Below are 20,918 nucleotides of genomic sequence, written 5' to 3' on the forward strand. Positions count from 1 at the left end.
CCTGCGACGGCGCCTGGGACGCCGGCGGGGTGGCCGGTGCTGCCGGGGTCTCCTGCTTCGGCTCGGCCGGAGCGGCCTTCGCCGCCGGAGCGACCTCTTCCTTGGGCGCCGGCGGCCGGGGGCCGGGGCGCGGACCCGGGCGGGCGCCCGGAGTCGGCCGGGACGACTGGGCCGGAGCCGGAGCCGACGGGGCCGGGGTGGACGCCGCGGGGGCGGCCGGAGCCTCGGTCTTCGCCACGGGGGCGGGCTGAGCCGGCTTCGCGGCCGGAGCCGGGGCGGCGGGCTTCGCGGGCGGCGCGGGACGCGCCGGCGGGCCCGGGTTCGGGATCGGCTTCTTGCTCTTGCCGTCCTTGGACGGATACGCGTCACGGAGACGGCGGGCGACCGGCGCCTCGACGGTGGACGACGCGGACTTCACGAACTCGCCCTGTTCCTTCAACTTGGCGAGAACTTCCTTGCTGGTGATGCCGAGCTCTTTCGCGAGCTCATGTACTCGGGCCTTGCCTGGCACAGCTCTCCTCATCTGGGGAGGCCGGCGGCAGACCCGCAGACCTCGTCCTATTGTCGCGCGTTCATTGATTCAGCTTCACGGCTGACTCATGACGGGTCGACCTGCTTCCTGATTCCATCCGGCACCGGGGATGTCCCGGCGCCCTTCATTCCTCGGCGAGCCGCTCCAGGCGTTCGTGGACACCCTGGGCGTCGAGCGACCCCGGAACACGAAGTGCTCGGGGAAACGCCCTGCGCCGCTCGGCCTTGGCAAGACAGTCCGGCACGGGGTGCAACCAGGCACCCCGGCCCGGCAACCGCCGACGTTCGTCGACGATCAGCCGGCCGTCCGCCGCGACCACTCGCAGCAACTCGCCGATCAAGGCCCGCCGACGGCAACCGACACAGGTGCGGACCGGGGCTACCCGGTCTTGCAGGGGGTCGGTTCCCGGCGGCGGACGCTGAACCACTCGTAAGTCTAGCGCTTCGACCTTCACTCAGCCGAACCGGTTGCCGCGGCGGGCCGCGCCTGCCCGGCGTGTGCTTCGTCACCCTGCTCAGGAGCGGCGTCGCTGCGGATGTCGATCCGCCAGCCGGTGAGCCGGGCGGCGAGGCGGGCGTTCTGCCCTTCCTTGCCGATCGCGAGCGAAAGCTGGAAGTCCGGGACGACGACGCGAGCGGTCTTGGCCCGCTCGTCGACGACCTTCACCGACACAACCTTCGCGGGCGACAGCGCATTCCCGACGAACTTCGCCGGGTCTTCCGAGAAGTCGATGATGTCGATCTTCTCGCCCGCGAGTTCGCTCATCACGTTCCGCACCCGCGCGCCGACCGGGCCGATGCACGCGCCCTTGGCGTTGACGCCGGGCACCGTGGAGCGGACCGCGATCTTGGTCCGGTGTCCGGGCTCGCGCGCGACGGCGGCGATCTCGACCGTGCCGTCGGCGATTTCGGGGACCTCGAGGGCGAACAGCTTGCGCACCAGGTTCGGGTGCGAACGCGACAGCGTGATCTGCGGGCCGCGGTTGCCGCGCGCGACGGTCACGACGAAGGCCTTGATGCGGCTGCCGTGTTCGTACGACTCGCCGGGCACCTGCTCGACCGAGGGCAGCACGCCTTCGATGTCGCCGACCTGGATGACGACCATGCCGCGGGCGTTGGCGCGGGCGTCGCGCTGGACCACGCCCGCGACGATCTCGCCCTCCTTGGCGGAGAACTCGCCGAAGGTCTTCTCGTGCTCGGCGTCGCGCAGGCGCTGCAGGATGACCTGCCGCGCGGTGGTCGCGGCGATCCGCCCGAAACCCTCGGGGGTGTCGTCCCATTCCTCGTCGGTCTGGCCGTCCGGGGTCAGGGTGTGCGCGAGGACGCGCACCAGCCCGCTCTTGTGATCGATGTCGATCCTGGCGTGCGGCTGGTGGCCCTCGGTGTGCTTGTACGCGGTGAGCAACGCGGTTTCGATCGCTTCGATCACCGTCTCGAAGGGGATGTCCTTGTCCCGTTCGATCGCGCGCAGCGCTGCGATGTCGACGTTCACTTCGGCTCCTCCTTCGGCTCCGTGGTGGCGGCGTTCAGGGCCGACGCATCGGTTTCCAACAGTTTCAGGTCCTCGGCAGGTGGTTGCTTGAACTCGATCTCGATGACCGCTTTGGCCACCGAGGCGTAACCGACGTCCCGGATCTCGCCGTCGACGAGCACGCGCGCGGACTTCTCCCCCGCGTGCCCGACCCGGCCGATGAACGCGGCGCCCTCGGCCGGGGTGACCTTGACGAGGCGGAACTTCGCGCGGCGCCAGTGCCGCGGCAGGGTCAGCGGCCGGTCGAGGCCCGGCGAGGTGACTTCGAGCGTGTACGCGCTGGCGATCACGTGCTCGTTCTCGTCGAGCGCGGCGGAGACGGCCCGGCTGACGCCCGCCACCTCGTCCAGCCCGACTCCGTCGTCCCCGTCGACGACGACCTTGACCAGCTGACGGCGGCCTGCCTGCTGGACCTCGAAGGAATCGAGGTCGAAACCCGCAGCCTTGACGGCTTCGGCCACGATGGGCTCCAGCCTGCTGGCGAGGTCGTTGGGCACGGTGGAGCGCTCCTGTTCGGCTGTGGGCGACCCGGCGGCGTGGATCCGGGTTCGGTAGTGGGCCAGCTTATCTGGTGACCCCCGCGTGACGCGCGAGCGGCGGCCCCGCACGGGGTACTGGCAGGATGGGGCGGCGTGACCGGAAGATCGACAGAGCCCACCTTGCCGAGCCGTCGCACTTTCCTGCGGATGGGAGCGCTGGCCGCGGTGGCCGTGCCGCTGGCGGCCGCCTGCTCCCCCGGGTTCGACGAAAGCCCCGACCCGCTGGGTCCGCTGCTGCGCGCGGCGGAGACCGACGCGGCCGGCGCGAAGGCGCTCGGCGCCGAGGGTGAGGCTGTCGCGACAGCGCGGGCCGCGCACGCGGCGGCACTCAAAACCGAGGTGGACCGGCTCAACCGGCCGAAGCCGGAGCAGTCCGGCCCGGCCGAGACCCCGCCGTCGTCGGTGGACGCGCTCAAGGAACGGCTCGCCGCCGCCCGCAAACAGGCCGAGGGCCTCGTGCCTTCGCTGCCCCGCTATCGCGCCGGGATGGTCGCCTCGATCGCGGCGGGCTGCGCGGCGTTGCAGCAGAGTTCGGAGAAACTCGGCCGCGGCGACGACGCGGGAGCCGTCGACGTGCCGGCCGGGGTCCAGCTCAGCGGGGAGACGGCGGACGCCGTCCAGCAGGCGCTGGGTGCCGAACACGCGGCGATCTGGGTGTACGGACTGGTCAGCGCGTACCTGCCCGCGGCCTTCGGCGGCGCGGTGTCGCGGGGTACGGCCGAGCACGTCAAACGGCGGAACGTCTGCGAACGGATGCTTTCCGCGGCGGGGCAGCCGCCGGCCGGACCGGAGGCGGCGTACGTGCCGCCGAAGCCGGTGACCGACGCGAACTCGGCGATGGAGCTGGTGGCGACGGCCGAGTCGGACGTGGCGGCGGCCTGGCTCGGCGTGATCGACCGGACCGACGACGCGGCTTTGCGGACGACGGCGCTGAACGCGCTGGTCGGGTCGGCCCGGCGAGGGACGGCTTGGCGGGCGGAGTTCGGCGCGAAGCCGGTGGCGATCGCGATGCCGGGTCAGTCGGTCTGAGGTCTTCCGGGCGGCTTCGGTCCCTTTAGCGCGCTATGAAAGGCCCCTTCATTGCAAATTTTGCGATGAAGGGGCCTTTCATAGCGCTTGACTCAGCGGCGCAGGTCGCCCGAAAGCCGCAAGGCGTCGGTCGCGATCCGCTCCAGCAGCGGCTTGTCCTTCTGCTTGTCGTAGAAACCGGCCAGCACGATGGCCACCTCGGGCCCGGTGACGTGGGAGTCGTAGGCCGCGTCCTGCCCCGAGATCTTCGGCGCCCCCTGTGCCTTGAAGGTGCCGTCGCGCACCAGGTCGGACACGTTGCCCGTGCCGTCCTTGTCGGTGAGCGCCTTGAGCTGGGTCGCGGTGACCTCGCCCGGCATGGTCACCAGGACGACCGAAACCAGCGCCTTCTTCCCGCCGGACTCCGTCGTGTACAGCGCCCGCGACAGCCGCGTGCACGGCGTCTGGGTGAAGAAGTCCTTGGTCTGGCCGTAGGCCTTGCTCACGCAGTCGGTGGTGACCTGCGGCCCCTCGGCGAGCGTGTACTGGAACTGCCCGGTCTTCGACGGCGTGTCCGCGACCGGGGTCGGCTCCGGCTCGTGCCGGATCACCCACCACAGCAGCGCGGAGACGACCGCGATGGCGACCAGACCGGCGCCTTTCAGCGCCAGGGCCTTGGTGTCCCTCGACGGCTTCGGCGCGGGCGGCGGCCCTGCCGGTCGCACCGGCTGAAGCCGGGCCGTTTCCGTCGGTCCCGGAGTAAATTGCGCACCAACCACGGGAACATACGGTAGTTCACGCCGGTCCGGCGGTTCACCTGAACGTGCTTATCACGCGTTCGACGTCGTCAGCGGTGTTGTAGAGGTGGAACCCGACACGCTGCCGTCCGGCCCGGGTACCGGCCACGATGCCCGCTTCCCGCACCTTGTCGGCGTCAGCGTCGAGCGAGACGATCGCACTCCCCTGAACGGGTGAGCCGAGCGCTTCGAGGAGTGAGTCGGCGAGACCCACGCAGTGCGCGCGGACGGCGTCGAGGTCCAAGGACCCGAGATAGTCCAGCGAGGCGGCGGCGCCGACGTACGCGAGCCAGGCCGGGGACAGGTCGAGCGAGCGGGCGCCCTCCGCGAGCCGCAGCGGGAGGCCGTAGACGGTCTGCCAGCGGTCTTCCCCGGCGTACCAGTTCGCCGCGACCGGCACCGCCCGCTCCAGCACCCGTGGATGCGCGGCCAGCCACGCCGCCCCGCGCGGGGCGAGCAGCCATTTGTACCCGGCGGCGACCACCCAGTCGGCCCAGCCGAGGTCGAGCGGCTGCCAGCCGGCGGCCTGGGTGGCGTCGAGCAGGACCGCCGCGCCCGCCGCCTCGGCCGCGCCCCGGAGCCTGTCGAGGTCGACCTGGGCGCCATCGGCCGACTGGACGACGCTGACCGCGACGAGGTCGTGTCCGTCGACGCGTTCGGAAAGCTCGGCGAGCGGGACTTCGGTGACCTTCACCCCGCGGTGCGCCTGGGCCGCGAACGGGAAGGTGACGCTGGTGAAGTCGTTCCCGGCGACCAGCACGCTCGCGCCGTCGGGCAGCCCGGCCGCCACGTTCGCGATCAGCTGCGAGACCGACGCCCCGATCGCGACCCGCTCCGCCGGGACCCCGATCAGCGCGCCGAACCCCGCCCGCGTCCGCGCGACGGGCTCGTCGAAGTCCGTCGGACGGGCCTCGCCGCGCCGCCACCGCTCGACCGCCTCCGCCACCGCGTCGGCCACGTGCGACGGCGGGATGCCGATGCTGGGCGTGTTCAGATATCCGGGCGGGACGGCGAATTCGGCTCCGAAGGTCTGCATGCTCCCGAGGCTAATGAGATTCCGGGAGCAAGGCCGCGACGTCGGCGTAGGACGGCGGGGTCAACGGGAGCTCGCCACCGTCGCGGACGGCCTCGACGGTGCGGAGAGTGGCGGCCAGCGCCATCCGGTACGGCAGCGAGCCGAGGCTGACGCGCGCGACACCGAGCCCGGCCAAACCGGCGACGGTGACCTTGCCGGGAAGGAACAGCAGGTTCACCGGCACCTCGACCGCCTTGACCAGCCGCTCGACGTCCGAGGGATCGGCGAGCCCCGGCACGAACACGCCGTCGGCCCCTGCGTCCACATAGGACAGAGAGCGCTCGATCGCGGCCTCGATGCGGGGGTCACCCAGCCAATGCGTGTCCGTACGCGCGTTGACGAAGAGCCCGGGAGCGTGTTCCTTCGCCGCCGCGATCTTGGCGGCGTGCCGCCCGGGATCGCCGAGCACGTCTTCGAGGTTGACGCCCGCGACCCCGGCCTCGGCGAGCTCCGCCGCCAGCGCGCCGACCTCGCCCGGATCGTCGCTGAACCCGTCGGCGAGGTCGACGCTGATCAGCGCGTCCAGCCCGGTGAGCCGCCGGGCCAGCCGGACGGTGGCGTCCTTCGAGGACGGGGCGCCGTCCGGCTCGCCCTCGACGGCCGAGACCCCGAGGCTGGTCGTGCCGAGCGCCGGGAAACCTTGCGCCGCCAGGAAGGCGGCCGAGCCGAACTCCCAGACGTTCGGCAGGAGCAGCGGGGAACCGGGGACGTGCAGTGCGGCGAATGCGGTCATGGCACGACGGTAGCCAGTGGACGCTTCGGTGGCGGCCGAAGTGTCACTCGGCGGAACTCGCGGGCTCGGGCACGTGACTCGCGTGCTCGGGCACGGAACTCGCGTGCTTGAAGGCGGAACTCGCGGGCTCGGGCACGTGACTCGCGTGCTTGAGCACGGAACTCGCGTGCTTGGAGGGACGGCACGTGTGCTCAGACGGACGACACACGTGTCCGGACGGACGACACGGGTGATCACACGGACGACACACGGCGGATCGCGGGCGCGCGCGTGTCGTCCGGCTGGGCACACGTGTCGTCCGTCTGAGCACATGTGCCGTCCGGCTGGGCACACGTGCCGTCCGGCGGTCACGCGGCACCTCTTGCAGAGCCAGGTGCCCGCAGGCGTGACTCTCGTGCTTGAGCACGGGACTCACGTGATCAGAGACGGAACTCGCGTGACTGGAGGCCGCACTCGAGTGTGCGGCGTCTGATCACGCGAGTTCCGGCCTGGAGCACGCGAGTTCCGTCTCTGAGCACGCGAGTTCCGTCTCTGAGCACATGAGTGCGGTGCATGATCACCTGAGTGCGGGGTCAGGCTCGTTCGAGGAAAGGCGTCAGCAGGTCCGGGACGGACTCCTCCGCGAGCAGCAGGCCCTGCTCCTCCCCCGCGTCGTACACCGAGTACGCCCCGGTCCCGGCCGCCGTGGTCGCCACGACGGTCAGCAATCCCTTGCGCCGCTGGAAGATCGACTGCTTGACCGTCCAGCCGATCACGCCGTCGCGCTCCAGGGCGAACGTGCTCCGCCGCACGGTCCCGTGCCGTCCCACCAGGTATCGCCCGGTGATCCCGTGCCCGAGGTTGCGGTAGGCGTCCAGCGCCAGCAGCACCGACACCGGCAGCAGGACGACACCGAGCGCGGCGCCGATCACCAGCAGGACGTCGGTCAGCAGGAAGCCGAGGATCGCGAAGATCGCCAGCAGGACCACCACCGAACCGACCCACCAGCGCAGCAACCGTCCCCGCGCGGCGCGGGGATGCCCGTCGAGCCGGACGGCTTCGGTCGGCGAAACCGGTTCGCGCAGGACCACCGCGGCGATCCGGGTGGCCGTCGCGACCGGCGCGGCGGGCAGGAGCGTGTGGTAGTCGGTCTTGTCCTGGTCGTCGCTCTGCCGCATGCCGGTGGCGATCGCGTCGACGCGGGCCGCGCCGGAGATCCGGTTCCCGAGCGGCTCGACGAGTTCGACACCGCGCATCCGGCGTTCCTCGATCGAGATCGAGCGTGTGGTGAACAGCCCGCGCCGCACTCGCAGCGTGCCGCCTGCTTCGCGGTCGAGCCGGTAGTTCCACCACATCTCGATCCACAGGCCCAGCGCGCCGATCACGCCGACGACCATCGCGATCGCCAGCAGGATCAGGATCGCCACCACCAGCGGGATACCGCTGAACAGACCGATCACCCAGTCGATCAGGCCCTTCTGCAACCCCGCCCAGTCGGAGACCTGCATGAGCCCGCCGCCCGCGGCGAGACCGAGCGCCGGGGAGAGGAACGACATCGGCGCGTAGCGGATCCAGCTCCGGTCCAGCTCGGCGAGCGGCGCGTCGTCGTCGGTTTCCGCGATTTCCGCGCGGCGCAGCAGATCCGCGCGCAGCCGCTCGGCCTCGGCGCGCGAGACCGGGTTGAGCTTGATCCTGCCCTGCCCGCCCGACTCGTGCGAGCCGGTGCCGATGGTCACCACGGCGACGCCGAACAGCCGGTGCAGCGGGTTGGCGGTCAGGTCGACGTTGCGGATCCGTTCGCGTTGCAAGGATTTCCGCGAGCGGAAGACCAGGGTGAACGCCGTCTCCAGCCGGTCCGGCGTGACCCGGTACCGCACTCCCTTCCAATAGAACAGTTCCGCCAGCACGCCACCGCCGATGAGCACCAGCCCACCGCCCACGACCCAGGCGAAAGCGACCCAGAGCCGGCCTCCACCGCCCACGATCGCGGCCGCGGTCGGGATCGCCGCCGCGATCGCCGCGCCCGTCATCGTCAGCGCGGTGACGGGGAGCGTCCGCTTGTCGAGCGTGCTCCAGCCCTCGAACTCGTCCGAGGTCATGTCGCGTCACCCGGCGTCGCCTGCGTCGTTTCCGTGAGCTGCTCCGCCAGGCTCGCGGCCAGTTCGTGGTCGAGCCCGCGGATCTTGACCGCGCCGCGCGCCGACGCCGTGGTGACCGTGACGGTGGCGAGCTCGAACATCTGCTGCAGCGGCCCGCGCAGGGTGTCCACGGTCTGGATCCGCGACATCGGCGCGACCCGCCACTCCTGCCAGAAGAACCCGGAACGCGCGTACACCGCGGTCTCCGTGACCTCCCAGCGGTGCACCTTGAACCACCACACCGGCATCGCGAGCACCCAGACCAGGCCGAGCACCGCGAACACCGCCGCCGGCGTCAGCAGCCAGAATCGCGCGGGCGGGATGAGCAGCCCGAGCAGCACCAACACCAGCACCGGTGAGATCCAGAAAAGCGTTCCCTGCAGCCGCCACCAGCCCACGACCCGCTTGTCCAGCGCGTTCCGCGGCGGCCTCAGCCGCACCTTCCCCCGATCGGCTTCCACCGAATCCTCCCCCGACGAATCGTTTACAATGCGATCGCATCGTAATAGCGTGGGACAGTAGTGGCAATGCGATCGCATTGCAAACGGCGGAATGGATGGTGAAGGTGCCGAAGCAGGTGGATCACGCCGCGCGGCGCGCGGAGATCGCCGAGGCACTGACGCGGCTGACGGCCACGCGCGGTCTCGAAGGGGTCAGCCTGCGGCACGTCGCCGCCGAGGCGGGCATGTCGATGGGCTTGGTGCAGCACTACTTCAAGACCAAGGACGAGATGCTGCTGTTCGCGATCGAGCGCCGCTCGCAGCTCTACGAGGAGGGCATCAAGGCCCGGCTGGAGTCCGGCGAGGTGCCTTCGACACCCCGGTCCATCCTGCGCGCGATCATCGCCGAGATCCTGCCGCTCGACGAACGCCGTCGCGGCGACTGGCTGATGGGCGTCGCGTTCTTCATCCGCTCGATTTCCGACCCCTCCTTCGGGGTCGCGCTCACCGATGGCGTACCGCAGCTGTTCGAACTGTTCGCCGTGCTGATCCGCCAGGGCCAGGAGGCGGGCGATGTCGACAAGTCGGCCGACGCGATGCACGAATCGACGATCCTGTGGGCGCTCGCCGATTCGCAGGGCACCAACATCGTGATGAAGCACCGGACGCCGGACGAGGCGATGTCCACTGTGGACTACTACCTCGACCGGCTGTTCGGCTCAGCTCCCGCTGCCGGATGACACGGCCGACGCCCGCACCGCGCGCAGTTCCCGGAACAGCTTCCGCAGCGCGGGAACCGCGTCCCCGCCCCGCTCGCCCAGTTCCTCGATCCGGTCCTTGTACTGACGCCTGTCCTTGCCGGAAACGACGTCCTTGAGCTCGACGGCCGCGGCCAGCGCGGTGAGGGCGGCGTCGCTCGCGTCCACATCGGACACCGGCGAAGGTCCGCGCAAGGTCTGATCGACCGAGGCCCGCAGCCTGTCGACGGTCGCGGTGTCCCGCACGATCGGGTTCCGCGACGGGAACAGGCCGAGCACCTTGCCGTTCTTGAGCTCGATCACGCCCGCCGTTTCCAGCTGGGACTCCAGTGCCTCCAACGTGCCGCGCGCGTCCTTGCGCACCCACCATTTCCACTTGCGGGGGCTTTCTCCCGCGATCTCGGTGAGCATCTCGTCGAGGACGAGGTCACCGGTCGGCCCGGCGCCCGACGCCGCGACCTTGCCGTCGGCGTCGGCGACCCGGCCGCGCAGCACGAGGTCGGTCAGCGCGGCACCGCGGATCATCAGGCGCGCCCGCTGCCGGTCGCGCAGCTTGTTCTTCCCGACGTCACAGGCGAGCAGATATGCCTTGGCGGGCAACGAAAGTTCGGTCATCGTCAATGCCTTTCCAGCTTGGGCCAGATTTCGTCCCAGGAACCCTGTCTGCCGTCATACCGCCACAGCAGCCCTTCCACCACCGGGGTCACCGTGGTGAAGTACGGCTTGAGCAGGCCCGGATCGAAGCCGAGGAACAGCACGCTGTCCGCGGACTCCGGTGGCCGGTCGAAGTACCAGTAGCCGCGGTGGCCACTGTAAACGTGATCGATGCCGTACCGCTGACCGTAGAACTCGGTCGCGGCGGCGAACGGATAGATCTCGGCGTACACGGCGGTGCGTGCCCGCTGCTCCGGCGGCAGCGCCGCGTAGGTCTCGCCGACCGCCTTGACCAGCTCCTGCTGCGGCAGTTCACCTCCGGCGAAGGAACTGCCGAGCGTGATCGGGCCGAAGCTCGTCCGGGTCATGGTCGCCGGGTAGATCGGCAGGCCGGCGAGGGTGATCACCGCCGAGAGCACCATCGCGGGCCAGGCCACCAGCCGCCACTTGGGAACATGCTGGGCGAAGCCGGTCGCCGCCGCGGCGAACGGCAGCGCGAAGACGCTCATCAGGTAGTAGGAACGGCCGTGCAGCAGCAGGAACGCCACGATGAGCGCGGCTACAGCTACCCCCAGGAAGCGATAGCCGCGCAGTTCACGCGAGAAGATCAGCCGGACGAGGCCGTAGACGAACGCGAGCACGCCCGCGCCGACGCCCGCCGTCAGGAACCCGTCGCGCAGGAAGGGCCAGGTGCCGGGGAACTCCGCCGAGACGACGTCGTTCATGATCAGATACGGCCAGCCGTTCGAGGCCTGCCAGACCAGCGTCGGGATCGTCGCGACGACGGCGATTCCCGCGCCCAGCCACAGTTTCGGGCGCCGCAGGAGCTCTCTCGGACCGAGCACGAGCGCGGCGAGCAAGGCCAGCGCCCAGAAGGCGGGGATGAGGAACTTCGTCTCCAGCGAGATCGCGGTGACCACGCCCGCCCAGACCAGCAGCCCGTCCCGGCGGACGCGCACCCAGCGGACGACCAGCCAGACGATCACCGTCCAGAGGAACGGGTCGAACACGTAGGTGCCGATCCAGTGGCTGACGACGATCACCCCGGACGACGCGTAGAGCCCGGCCGCGAGCACCTGCGCGCCGCGGCCGCCGCCCAGTTCCCTGGCGATCAGCGCGGTGACGACCACTCCGGCGGCCGCCGCCAGGGCCATCGGCAGGCGCAGCATCACCAGCGAACCGGGGAACAGCGTGTCCATCGCCCCGGCCAGCGCGGGAATGAGCGGTGGCTGGTCGAAGTACCCCCACGCCAGGTGTTCCCGGCCCGCCATCAAGAAGTACAGCTCGTCGAAGCCGTGCGCGTAGCGGCCGCTCGTGGCCAGGAGCGCGGCGGCGGCCAGCGCGGCGACGACGAACACCGGTAGCCGGGCGAAGGCCTGCTCCCGTCCTGTTCGGACTGTTTGGGTCGCGATGTCCATGAGCTCCAGTCCACCGGAGACGGTCGTGGCGGGAAACCGGGTAAGGAGGGTGATCGGATAGACGAAAGTTGCGGATCTCCCCGCCGTCGGTGAGCTGCTGGTTACCGTGACCGGGTGGAAAGAAGCAGGTCGTTCCGGCCGGGTCCGGTCGACACCTTGTGGCTCACGCTGGCCGCGTTCGCCTTCGTGGGCCTGGACATCACGCTGTACGTGTTCGGCGAACCGACGACAGGCTGGGCGGGCCCCGCCGCGGGCGTCACCTTGCAGGTGGCCCTCGATCTCTCGCTGATCCTGCTGTTCCGGTATCCGCGGCTGGTCGCGGGGCTGGTCGTGGCGGGCGGGCTGCTGATGCTCGCCTCCGACCTGTTCTCCCCCGGGCTGCTGGTGCCGGAGCGGCAGCTGACGCTGATGACCGTCCCGACGATCACCCCGGTGGTGCTGAGCCAGCTGGCCCGCCTGATCGACCGGCGGACCCTGCTCTGGCTGACCGCGATCCTGGTGGTCTGCGCGTCGCGGCCGTGGGACGCGCAGTGGAACACGACCCCGTTCGGCCTCCTGGGCACGGCGCTGCCGACCACGCTTTCGCTGTATTTCGAGGCGCGGCGCCAGTTGCTGCGCTCGCTGCGGGACCGGGCCGAACGCGCCGAACGCGAACAGCACCTGCTCGCCGAACGCGCCCGCGGCGAGGAACGGCGGAAACTGGCCGAGGAGATGCACGACGTCGTCACGCATCGGCTGAGCCTGATGGTGCTGCACGCCGGCGCGCTCGGCGTCGTCTCGGCGGACGAGGCGGTGCGGACCTCCGCCGAGGACATCCGGCGCGAGGGCGCGCTGGCCCTGGACGAACTGCGTGATCTCGTCGGGGTGCTGCGCAACGGCGCGAACGCCGGGCCGCGCACGCTCACCGACGGCGCGGCGGGTGATCCGGCGACGCTGGTCGCGGAATCGGCGTCGGTGGGCATCCCGACCGAACTGACCGTGCACGGCGATCCCGGGCGGATCTCCCCCACCGTCGCCCGCACGGCGTACCGCGTCGTGCAGGAGGCGCTGACGAACGTCCGCAAGCACGCGCCGGGCTCGACAGCGACCGTCGAACTCCGCTATCACGCGGGCGGGCTGGACATCACCGTGGAGAACACGCGGGCGGGCGCCGCCCCGGATCCGGCGCTGGCGGGGAGCGGTTCCGGCGCGGGACTGGCCGGGCTGCGGCAGCGCGTCGAGCTGATCGGCGGCCGCTTCGACGCGGCGCCGCGAACGGGCGGCGGGTACCGCGTCGGTGCGATACTTCCGGCCTACGTCCCGACGGCGGAAGGAGATCGGTGATCCGGGTGGTCGTCGTCGACGACGAACCGATGGTCTGCGCGCATCTGCGGACGATCCTCGGTTCCGCGGCCGACATCGAGGTCGTGGCGCAGGCCCAGGACGGCGCCGAGGCGGTCGAGGCCGTGGTCCGGCACCGGCCGCGCGTGGTGCTGATGGACCTGCGGATGCCCGGTGTCGACGGGCTCACCGCCATCGAACGGATCGCGAAACTCCCCGAGCCGCCCGCGGTCGTCGCGCTGACGACGTTCGACGCGGACACCTACGTCATCCGCGCGCTGCGGGCGGGCGCGGCCGGGTTCCTGGTGAAGTCCACGCCGCCGGAGGACCTGATCGGCCTGGTCCGGGTCGCGGCGGACGGGCACACGGTGCTCTCCCCCGAAGCGGCGCAGCGGCTCGTGGCGATGTCGGCGGACGGACGGCGTCGCGGTGACGACGCGCGCCGGAAGACCGACGGGCTGACCGAACGCGAGACGGATGTCCTGGCCTGTCTCGGCGAAGGACTGTCCAATGCGGACATCGCGGCACGGCTGCATCTGGCCGAGGCGACGGTGAAGAGCTACGTGTCGCGGATGCTGGTGAAGCTGGACTGCACGAACCGGACCCAGGCGGGCCTGCTGGCGCACGAGGCCGGCTTGGTCAAGCGGTGAGCTGCCCGTCGTGGGCACGGCGCGCGTCGAGGACCTCGCCCATGTGGACACGGGCCCACTTGTCGAGCATCTCGAGTGGTTCGGCGAGGTTGCGGCCGAGCGTGGTGAGCTCGTACTCGACGTGCGGCGGGATCTCCGGGTACGCGGTGCGCGTCAGGATGCCGTCGCGGACGAGGCTGCGCAGCGTCTGCGTGAGGACCTTCTGCGAGATGCCGCGCACGCGTTTGCCGATCTCGGTGAACCGGAGCGGGCCGTCGCCGAGCACGCCGACGATCAGCACGGTCCACTGATCGCCGATGCGGTCGAGCAGCGCGCGGGTGGGGCAGTCGGGGTCGTACGGGTTTCCGAGCACGTGACCTCCTCACTCTCTCCGGGAGAGTAACACGCCTAGTGAGAGGGAGTGGGCTGCATCAGCGCCTCGAACAGCAGGATCAGGTGACGGCGGCCGCGTTCCCAGCGCGCCTCCAGTTCGGTCTGATCGCGGGTCGCCCAGCTGGCGATGAGGATGCCGCGGACGACGTCCATCGCCGTGTACACCGCGTGCAGGAACTCCGGATGCGCCGAATGGTCCGGCAGCAGCGCTTTGCCGAACTCGACCAGGCTGCTCGTCGCGATCGGCTCGACCACCGCCATCTGGGCGCGCAGTTCCGCGTCGGTTCGCGAGGCCACCCACAGCTCGACGGTCGCCGAGAAGACCGGGCCCTGATGCATCTCCCACAGCAGCTGCAGCGCGTCCCCGACCGGGTCGGCCGACGCCTTGAGCCGGTCGATCTCGGCCATCGCGACCTCGGTGCGCTTGGCCGCGAGATGCCGGATCGCGGAGGTGACGAGGTCGGTCTTGGTGGGGAAATGGTGCACCTGCGCGCCGCGGGTCACCCCGGCGCGATCCGCGACGCGGGTGGTCGTGGTGCCCGCGTAGCCGTACTCGACGAGACAGTCGATCGTGGCGTCGAGCAGCCTGACGCGCATCGCGGCGCTGCGTTCCTCCTGCGTGCGTCGTGGGGCTGCCATGCGCCTACTTTATGGGGCGCCTCGCGAGGCCCGCGCCACGAGGCCGTCGACCATGCGCCCGAAGAAGCGGCCGAGGAACCGGCGGTAGAGCCCTCCGGTGCCGGGGATCTTGGGGACGAACGACGCGTGCCAGTGGATGTCGGTGCCGCCGAGCGCGGGCGTGAGGTCGACGTACGCGCGGTAGTCGCGCAGCGGCATCCCCTTGCGCAGCGTGTAGCCGAAGCGTTTGCCGGGTTCGAGCGCGATGACCTCTTCGCAGGCGTTGACGCCGTTGGTGCTGAAGACGCCGATGGCGCCGAGGCCGTTCTGGTCGCCCTTCTCCAGCAGGCGGAACTTGCCCAGCGGGGACCAGTCGGGCCAGTGCTCGCGGTCTTCGAGGAGGGCGTAGACGGCTTCGGGGCTCGCGCTCGTGTGGCCGTTCGCGGAAATGCGCTGGATCTTCGCCATGCGGACTCCTTCTCTCCCTCGACGATGGGCGCCGTACCGAACACGTCCCGAGCGCCACGCTCGAGACGATGAGTGTCCCAGGCGTGGCGCTCGGGACACTCTCACCGACCCCGGCTGACCGGTCACGACGGCCGGATCGTGGAGGCGTGAGGGCAGGGTTCGGACTGGCCGGCGGGCCGGTCGCGGCCGAGTGTCCACAGGGGACACTTAGCAGCGTTCGAGCGTCTGATTTATGCCCGTATGAGCGGTTCTGCGTGGGGTCGTGAGTGGCAAGGAGGGTTCTAACCCTCTTTACCACTCACGACCCCTTCGAAAAGCTACGCAAAGTACCCAAAACGGGCGTTCCAGCTGGCAGGGGTGTCGCATGTGGACGACCGAAGTCGCGATCCGCTCCCGCAGGCGGGTTCAGGTCGGGTCGCGAAAGCCCTGCTCGGCAGGAGACTCGATCACGCCACCTTTGCCTTTCCTCTCATTTAACGCGGGAAGCGACCGGTACCGAGAGCGAAGTCCCGCCCAGTTCGAAGGTCACCCGGGCACCGGGCGCGGGCAACGCCGGGTCGAACATGTCCGCGTCCGTCCCGCCCAGCACGAGCGCCAGCCGGTGCCCGGCGGGGACGACGTGGTCGAGGCTGCTCAGCCGGAACGTCATCGTGTACGCCTTGCCGGGTTCCAGCGGCTCGCCCCGCCACAGCGACCGATGGTGGCCGAGGTCCGCCCAGCCGGTCGCCACGATCTGCTTGTCCACGGTGGTCGGATCCGCGACGGTGTCGAGAAAACATCCGGTGTCCGCGGCCGTGCCCGCGCCCCAGCAGGACCGGGTCGTCAGGTCCTTGGTGCCCAGCGCGGGGAACTTCGTGTTCCGCACGGTCGCGGGCCCGTAGTCGACCAGCACCGCCCCGAGTCGCGCGCTCGGCTTGTCGGAACGGGCGGTCACCGTCACCGTGGCGGTCCCGGCGATCCGGGTGTCCGCGCGCACGGGCTCACCCGCGAAGACGAGACGGTCCGGCCTGGTCCGCGACGGGTCCTCCACCCACTGGGACGCCCCGCGCGCCGGGTCTTCGGTCACCGAAGCCGCGCCTGGCGAAGGCCTGTTCCCCAGCCCGCCCGACGCCGAAGGCCACAAGGCGCGCGAGTGCCCGGCGGGCGGCCAGTGGCGTTCGTCGGCCCATCGGTCCGGGGTGTGCTCGATCCGGATCGCGGGTTCGGTCTCGACGCCGTTGCGCACGCCGAGCAGCCACCGGTCGAACCAGCGGTGCAGCGTCCGCACGAACAGCGACCGGTCGAGGTCGAACGGGTCGACGTGCGCCGCCTGGTGCAGCCACGCCTTGCGCGGCACGCCGTACGCGTTCAGCGCCTCCCACCAGGGCCCGAACTGGATCGGGTTGACGTTCAGATCATGGAAGCCCATCGACGCGAAAACGCTTGCGCGTACCTTCCCGGTCTTCGCGACGTAGTCCAGCCCGCGCCAGTATTCGTTGAAGTTCCCGTCCGTGCCCGCGCGCCGCGCGTTGTCCTCCTCGAACGGCCGGCACAGCTTCTCAGCCCGCTCGTTGTAGAGACCCGGGCCGCCCGCCCAGCCGAAGTACGCGCCGTCCGCGTTGTGCACCTCGTAGTACGAACTGACCCCGGCGATCGGCACGATCGTCTTCAAACCCTCGATCCCGGACGCGGCCATCCCGATCGCCGTCGCCCCGTCCTGCGACTTCCCGATCGCGCCGACCGACCCGTTCGCCCAGCCCGCGCGGACCCGCTCCGGCCCGAACGGGGTCCGGAAAGCCTGAGCACGCCCGTTGAGCCAGTTCACGACCCCGTTGCCGGAGGCGACGTCGTCGAAACACCCGGACGAGCGATTGGTGCCCCCGACGTCGACCAGTACGACGGCGTACCCGCGCGGTACGAAGTAGTTGTCGTAAAACAGCGGGAACTGCGACGGCGTGCCGTCGGGAAGGTAGGTCTTCGGCTGGCGCTCGTTCCCGCGCCCGATCTTCTCGAAGTAGGGACTGACGTCCATGATCACCGGAACGCGTTGCCCGCGCGCGGCCGGTTCGGCCGGACGGATGATGTCGGCGGCGACCCGGTCCACCCGGCCGTCGCGGTCGAGGTCCTGACCGGTCTCCACCCAGGCGGTCTCCCGGATGGCCTTCTCGTAGGAGAACACCGGTTCGCTGACGCCGTCCCGCAGGACGAACGCTGGTGGCGCGGCGATCGCCGGTGCGGCGGTGAACAACAACGTCGCCACGACGGTGGCGGTCAAGGTCTTCAGCCCCATCGTCCGAGTATCGCTTACAGAACCCGAACATTTCCCCCACATTCCTCGTATCCGCCCGCGCGAGGCTCTTCGCATGCTGAAACACACCATCGCCGCCGGCCTCGTCGCGGCCGGGCTCGTCGCCATCGCCCCCGCCGCCTCGGCCCAGGCCCCGATCACGCTCAGCCCCGAAGAGTCCCAGCAGCTGTGCACCGAATGGCTGCCCAAACTCACCGAGCGCACCACGAAGCTCACCGACCGCGTCAACGGCGGCCCCGAGATCCGCGGTTCCGTCGCGAACCTCAAGGCCAGGGCCGAGGACCAGCGCAAGAAGGGCCACAACGACACCGCCGACAGGCTCCAGAAGCGCGCCGACAAGCGCGGCGGACGGCTCCCCGAACTCACCGCCGCGAAGCAGAAACTGGACGCTTTCGCGGGCGCCCACTGCAAGGCGGGCAAGTGAAACGCCTCCTCGCCGTGGCCCTGACCTCGCTCGCGCTGTTCGGCGCGGCCGCGTGCACCGACGAGAAGCCGACGTCGAGCCCGGCGCCGGGCGAGCTGAGCGACGTCCAGCGCACCCTCGACTCGATCGAGCAGGACATGGCCGGCGACCCGGCCCCGTGACAGGATCTGCCGGTGACGACACAACCGGGACGCGGGCTGGTGCTGGTCGTCGAGGACGACCCCGCGATCGCCGAGCTCGCCTCGCTGTACCTGCGGCGGGACGGATTCGGCGTGCAAGTCGAGGCGGACGGCGGCGCGGCGCTGGCCACGATCCGGCGGGTGCGACCGGCCGCGATCGTGCTCGACATCGGACTGTCCGGAATGGACGGTATCGAGATCTGCCGGACGCTGCGCGCGAACGGCGACTGGACGCCGGTGCTGTTCGTGACCGCCCGCGACGACGAGCTGGACCGCTTGCTGGGCCTGGAGATCGGTGCGGACGACTACCTGACGAAACCGTTCAGCCCGCGTGAGCTCTCGGCCAGGGTCCGGACCGTCCTGCGCCGCGCCGCCGGAGCGGCACCGCCCGCCGAGACGTACACGGTGGGCGGTGTCCGCGTCGACGTCGGCCAGCGCCGCGTCTGGGCCGCCGAAACGGAGGTCGCGCTGACGTCGACGGAGTTCGATCTGCTCACCCACCTGGTGAAACGGCCCGGCCAGGTGTTCAGCCGCGAGCAGCTGCTCAGCTCCGTCTGGGGGTACGCGGCGTCGGCGGGAACGCGGACCGTCGACGTCCACATCGCCCAGCTGCGCGGAAAACTGGGCGGCCACAGTCCGATCAGGACGGTCCGCGGGATCGGTTACGCGGCGGACGCCGGATGAAACGGACGTCGCTCGCGCTGCGGATCACCGTGGTGTGCCTGGCGATCGCCGCGGTCGCGGTGGTGGTCGCCGGGCTCGTCGCGGCCCGGCTCATCCGCACGACCGGGACCGACGTGCTCCGGCAGTCGCTCTCGGCGCAGGCCGACGTGGTCGCGAGCCAGCTCGACGAGACCGGGATCGGGAACCGGCTCGGTATCGGCAAGGCCGCGGAAGTCGTTCGCGGGCAAGGGATCGACGTCGTCGTCCGCCGTCCGAACGGGACGCTCGACGGGGCCGGGACGGTGGCGTCGATCGCCGCCACCAAGGCGGGGTTCGGCCGCTCGGGCACGGTGCTCGTCGAAGGCCAGCAGTATCTCGTCGAAGGCCGCACTGTCGGCGCGAAGGGCGCCGCGTTCGCGCTCGTCCAATCGACCAAGCTCGGTGAAGCGCGTGGGCGGATGCTGGTCCGGAACACCGTGCTCGCCCTCGGCGCGGGACTGGCCGTGGCCGCGATCGCGGGCCTGGTGCTGAGCCGGATGCTGTCCCGGCCGCTGCGGCGGGCCGCGTCGGTGGCGAGCGGGATGCGGTCCGGACGCCGTGACCTGCGCGTTCCGGTCGAAGGGCCGTCCGAGGTCGCGGACGTGGCGAAGTCGGTCAACGAACTCGCCGACGCGCTCCAGTACAGCGAAGCGCGGCAACGCGAGTTCCTGCTGTCGGTGTCGCACGAACTGCGGACGCCGCTGACCGCCGTCACCGGCTTCGCCGAGGCCATCGGCGACGGCGTGGCCGAAGGCGAGGACGCGCGGCGGGCCGGGCAGACCATCCACCGCGAGGCGGCCCGGCTGGAACGCCTGGTCAGCGACCTGCTGGAGCTGGCGAGACTCGGCGCCGACGAGTTCCGGCTCGATCCGGCACGTCTCGACCTCGCCGCGCTGGTCGGCGAATGCGCCGACGTCTGGCGCCTGCGATGTGCCCGGCAGAACGTCACGCTGCTGGTGGAGCGGCCGGACGGAGAGGTCCCCGTCGTCGCCGATCCAAGGCGGCTCCGCCAGGTCGTCGACGGGCTCGCCGAGAACGCGCTGCGAGTGACTCCGGCGGGCGCGCCGATCGTGTTCTCCCTGGTGGCGGCCGACGGGCAGGCGAGGCTGGCGGTACGGGACGGCGGCCCCGGCCTGGCACCGGAGGACTACCCGGTCGCGTTCGAACGCGGTGTCCTGAACAAGCGCTACCGCGACAGCCGTCCGGTCGGCTCGGGCATCGGGCTCGCGCTGGCCCACGGCCTGGTCACCCGCATGGGCGGGACGCTGACGGCCGGTCCGGCGCCGGAAGGCGGAGCGGCGTTCACCGTCGCCTTCCGGTTAGGGTGACCACGTGGAGATGTTGCACCTGCGGTACTTCGTGGCCGTCGCCGAGGAACTGAACTTCTCCCAGGCGGCCCGGAAACTGCATATGGCCGCCTCCCCGCTGAGCCAGCGGATCAAGGACCTCGAACACGAACTCGGGCACCGGCTGTTCGACCGCAGCACCCACCACGTCACGCTCACCGCGGCGGGCTCCGCGCTGCTGCCGATCGCGCGGGACGTCCTCGACCAGGTCAACGCGATTCCCTGGCGTTTGCAGGAAGCGGTGAAACCGCGGCGGAGCACCGTGTTCGTCGGCATGCCCGCCGGCGTGCACCCGGCCCTGCGGGAACGCGTCAAACGGCTCGAAGAACGCTGTCACGACCGGTTCGAACTCAAACGCTGGCCCGGGACGACGCCGGATCTCCTCGCCGCGGTGCACGAGGGCAAACTCGCGCTGTCGCTGGTCCGGATGCCGGTCACCGATCCCGCGCTGGAGATCATCCCGGTGCAGGTCGAGCGGCTCGGCGCCGTCGTCCCGGCCGACCGGTTCACCGGCCGGGAAACGGTGGACATCGCCGAATTGGGTGATCTGTCCTACATCCCGTCCGCGTCGGAAAGCATTCCCGCCTATTCGGACGACATGGACCGGAAATTGTCGAACGCGGGTATCAAGAAAAGGCTCAAAGTCGGCGGAACCGAGTATTCGGGCATTTCCGAACTGGTCGCGAACGGCTCGTCGTTCTCGATCACCATGCTCGATCCGGCCAGCCCGATGCACCTGTTCCTGGTCGACGGCGCGACCATCCTGCCGTTCGCGGATTTCCAGCCTCAGCTGGAGACCGCTCTCGTGTGGCGACGCGACCGCGCGGAGGACGGCGACCTGACCGAGCTCGTCGCCGGGGTCCGGGAGATCTTCGCCGAACCGCTTTCGACCTAGCTGGCACCTCTCACCGCTCACCACTCGCCTCGGTCGGGGTGGTCGTGAGTGGTAAG

24 protein-coding genes are annotated in these 20,918 nt (G+C 70.6%); 9 read left to right on the plus strand and 15 right to left on the minus strand.

Annotated features, from left to right (window positions below):
* The 4 genes from CFP71_RS21575 to rimP all read right to left on the minus strand — a co-directional run.
* Positions 1-511: translation initiation factor IF-2 N-terminal domain-containing protein (locus CFP71_RS21575; RefSeq protein ID WP_208636002.1), on the minus strand; the 511-nt coding region annotated here is incomplete at its 3' end.
* A 145-nt stretch (positions 512-656) separates the two neighbouring features.
* The gene (locus tag CFP71_RS21580; protein ID WP_093935690.1) at positions 657-959 is read right to left on the minus strand and encodes a YlxR family protein; all 303 of its coding nucleotides are present in this window, start codon (positions 957-959) and stop codon (positions 657-659) included.
* A gap of 23 nt (positions 960-982) precedes the next feature.
* Complete coding sequence (nusA, locus tag CFP71_RS21585; protein WP_093935691.1) at positions 983-2,023, minus strand: transcription termination factor NusA; 1,041 nt, start codon at positions 2,021-2,023, stop codon at positions 983-985.
* Positions 2,020-2,559, minus strand: coding sequence for a ribosome maturation factor RimP (rimP, locus tag CFP71_RS21590; RefSeq protein ID WP_093935692.1), 540 nt, complete (start codon positions 2,557-2,559; stop codon positions 2,020-2,022). Before rimP ends, nusA begins: the two co-directional genes overlap by 4 nt.
* Positions 2,560-2,694: 135 nt before the next feature.
* Between rimP and CFP71_RS21595 the strand changes: the two genes are divergently transcribed.
* Positions 2,695-3,630: a ferritin-like domain-containing protein gene (locus CFP71_RS21595; protein WP_093935693.1), complete on the plus strand. Its 936-nt coding sequence runs from the start codon at positions 2,695-2,697 to the stop codon at positions 3,628-3,630.
* Between the two features lie 92 nt (positions 3,631-3,722).
* Here CFP71_RS21595 and CFP71_RS21600 read toward each other — a convergent pair whose 3' ends face one another.
* From CFP71_RS21600 to CFP71_RS21620, 5 genes are all read right to left on the minus strand, one after another.
* Positions 3,723-4,334, minus strand: coding sequence for a hypothetical protein (locus tag CFP71_RS21600; RefSeq protein ID WP_167406222.1), 612 nt, complete (start codon positions 4,332-4,334; stop codon positions 3,723-3,725).
* 88 nt (positions 4,335-4,422) lie between these two features.
* The gene (locus tag CFP71_RS21605) at positions 4,423-5,442 is read right to left on the minus strand and encodes an aminotransferase class V-fold PLP-dependent enzyme (protein WP_093935695.1); all 1,020 of its coding nucleotides are present in this window, start codon (positions 5,440-5,442) and stop codon (positions 4,423-4,425) included.
* A 10-nt stretch (positions 5,443-5,452) separates the two neighbouring features.
* On the minus strand, positions 5,453-6,214 hold the full coding sequence (locus CFP71_RS21610; RefSeq protein ID WP_093935696.1) for an isocitrate lyase/PEP mutase family protein: 762 nt from the start codon (positions 6,212-6,214) through the stop codon (positions 5,453-5,455).
* A 572-nt stretch (positions 6,215-6,786) separates the two neighbouring features.
* Positions 6,787-8,292, minus strand: coding sequence for a PH domain-containing protein (locus CFP71_RS21615; protein ID WP_093935697.1), 1,506 nt, complete (start codon positions 8,290-8,292; stop codon positions 6,787-6,789).
* Positions 8,289-8,792 carry a PH domain-containing protein gene (locus tag CFP71_RS21620; protein ID WP_093935698.1) on the minus strand — a complete coding sequence of 168 codons (504 nt, stop codon included), beginning with the start codon at positions 8,790-8,792 and terminating at the stop codon, positions 8,289-8,291. Before CFP71_RS21620 ends, CFP71_RS21615 begins: the two co-directional genes overlap by 4 nt.
* Before the next feature lie 95 nt (positions 8,793-8,887).
* On the opposite strand from CFP71_RS21620, the gene CFP71_RS21625 reads away from it, so the two are divergent.
* Positions 8,888-9,511, plus strand: coding sequence for a TetR/AcrR family transcriptional regulator (locus CFP71_RS21625; RefSeq protein ID WP_093935699.1), 624 nt, complete (start codon positions 8,888-8,890; stop codon positions 9,509-9,511).
* Here the strand turns inward: CFP71_RS21625 and CFP71_RS21630 are convergent.
* Both CFP71_RS21630 and CFP71_RS21635 read right to left on the minus strand, forming a co-directional pair.
* Positions 9,491-10,144: a GOLPH3/VPS74 family protein gene (locus CFP71_RS21630; protein ID WP_093935700.1), complete on the minus strand. Its 654-nt coding sequence runs from the start codon at positions 10,142-10,144 to the stop codon at positions 9,491-9,493. The genes CFP71_RS21625 and CFP71_RS21630 overlap by 21 nt on opposite strands.
* Positions 10,145-10,146: 2 nt before the next feature.
* On the minus strand, positions 10,147-11,601 hold the full coding sequence (locus tag CFP71_RS21635; RefSeq protein WP_093935701.1) for an ArnT family glycosyltransferase: 1,455 nt from the start codon (positions 11,599-11,601) through the stop codon (positions 10,147-10,149).
* Positions 11,602-11,715: 114 nt separating this feature from the next.
* Here CFP71_RS21635 and CFP71_RS21640 point away from each other — a divergent pair, with 114 nt between their 5' ends.
* Positions 11,716-12,924: a sensor histidine kinase gene (locus tag CFP71_RS21640; protein WP_093935702.1), complete on the plus strand. Its 1,209-nt coding sequence runs from the start codon at positions 11,716-11,718 to the stop codon at positions 12,922-12,924.
* Positions 12,921-13,571 carry a response regulator transcription factor gene (locus CFP71_RS21645; protein ID WP_093935703.1) on the plus strand — a complete coding sequence of 217 codons (651 nt, stop codon included), beginning with the start codon at positions 12,921-12,923 and terminating at the stop codon, positions 13,569-13,571. Before CFP71_RS21640 ends, CFP71_RS21645 begins: the two co-directional genes overlap by 4 nt.
* On the opposite strand, the gene CFP71_RS21650 is transcribed toward CFP71_RS21645, so the two are convergent.
* The 4 genes from CFP71_RS21650 to CFP71_RS21665 form a co-directional block, all read right to left on the minus strand.
* Positions 13,561-13,923: a winged helix-turn-helix transcriptional regulator gene (locus CFP71_RS21650; RefSeq protein ID WP_093935704.1), complete on the minus strand. Its 363-nt coding sequence runs from the start codon at positions 13,921-13,923 to the stop codon at positions 13,561-13,563. The two genes, CFP71_RS21645 and CFP71_RS21650, sit on opposite strands and share 11 nt — an antisense overlap.
* A gap of 35 nt (positions 13,924-13,958) precedes the next feature.
* Positions 13,959-14,540 (minus strand): TetR/AcrR family transcriptional regulator, encoded by a 582-nt coding sequence (locus CFP71_RS21655; protein ID WP_093935705.1) that lies wholly within the window; start codon positions 14,538-14,540, stop codon positions 13,959-13,961.
* A 51-nt stretch (positions 14,541-14,591) separates the two neighbouring features.
* Complete coding sequence (locus CFP71_RS21660; RefSeq protein ID WP_093935706.1) at positions 14,592-15,029, minus strand: SRPBCC family protein; 438 nt, start codon at positions 15,027-15,029, stop codon at positions 14,592-14,594.
* Positions 15,030-15,498: 469 nt separating this feature from the next.
* Positions 15,499-17,298, minus strand: coding sequence for a CocE/NonD family hydrolase (locus CFP71_RS21665; RefSeq protein WP_093935708.1), 1,800 nt, complete (start codon positions 17,296-17,298; stop codon positions 15,499-15,501).
* Between the two features lie 73 nt (positions 17,299-17,371).
* Here CFP71_RS21665 and CFP71_RS21670 point away from each other — a divergent pair, with 73 nt between their 5' ends.
* The 5 genes from CFP71_RS21670 to CFP71_RS21685 are packed head-to-tail and all read left to right on the plus strand — an operon-like array spanning position 17,372 to position 20,862.
* Positions 17,372-17,740 (plus strand): hypothetical protein, encoded by a 369-nt coding sequence (locus CFP71_RS21670; RefSeq protein WP_093935709.1) that lies wholly within the window; start codon positions 17,372-17,374, stop codon positions 17,738-17,740.
* The gene (locus CFP71_RS44265; RefSeq protein WP_167406223.1) at positions 17,737-17,901 is read left to right on the plus strand and encodes a hypothetical protein; all 165 of its coding nucleotides are present in this window, start codon (positions 17,737-17,739) and stop codon (positions 17,899-17,901) included. Before CFP71_RS21670 ends, CFP71_RS44265 begins: the two co-directional genes overlap by 4 nt.
* A gap of 12 nt (positions 17,902-17,913) precedes the next feature.
* The gene (locus CFP71_RS21675; RefSeq protein WP_093935711.1) at positions 17,914-18,603 is read left to right on the plus strand and encodes a response regulator transcription factor; all 690 of its coding nucleotides are present in this window, start codon (positions 17,914-17,916) and stop codon (positions 18,601-18,603) included.
* Entirely contained in the window at positions 18,600-19,949 is a 1,350-nt protein-coding gene (locus CFP71_RS21680; RefSeq protein WP_093935712.1) for a HAMP domain-containing sensor histidine kinase, read from the plus strand. The genes CFP71_RS21675 and CFP71_RS21680 overlap by 4 nt, the downstream gene beginning before the upstream one ends.
* Before the next feature lie 4 nt (positions 19,950-19,953).
* Complete coding sequence (locus CFP71_RS21685; protein ID WP_093935714.1) at positions 19,954-20,862, plus strand: LysR family transcriptional regulator; 909 nt, start codon at positions 19,954-19,956, stop codon at positions 20,860-20,862.
* Positions 20,863-20,918 lie beyond the last annotated feature (56 nt).

This window comes from Amycolatopsis thailandensis, assembly GCF_002234405.1.
Lineage (GTDB): Bacteria > Actinomycetota > Actinomycetes > Mycobacteriales > Pseudonocardiaceae > Amycolatopsis > Amycolatopsis thailandensis.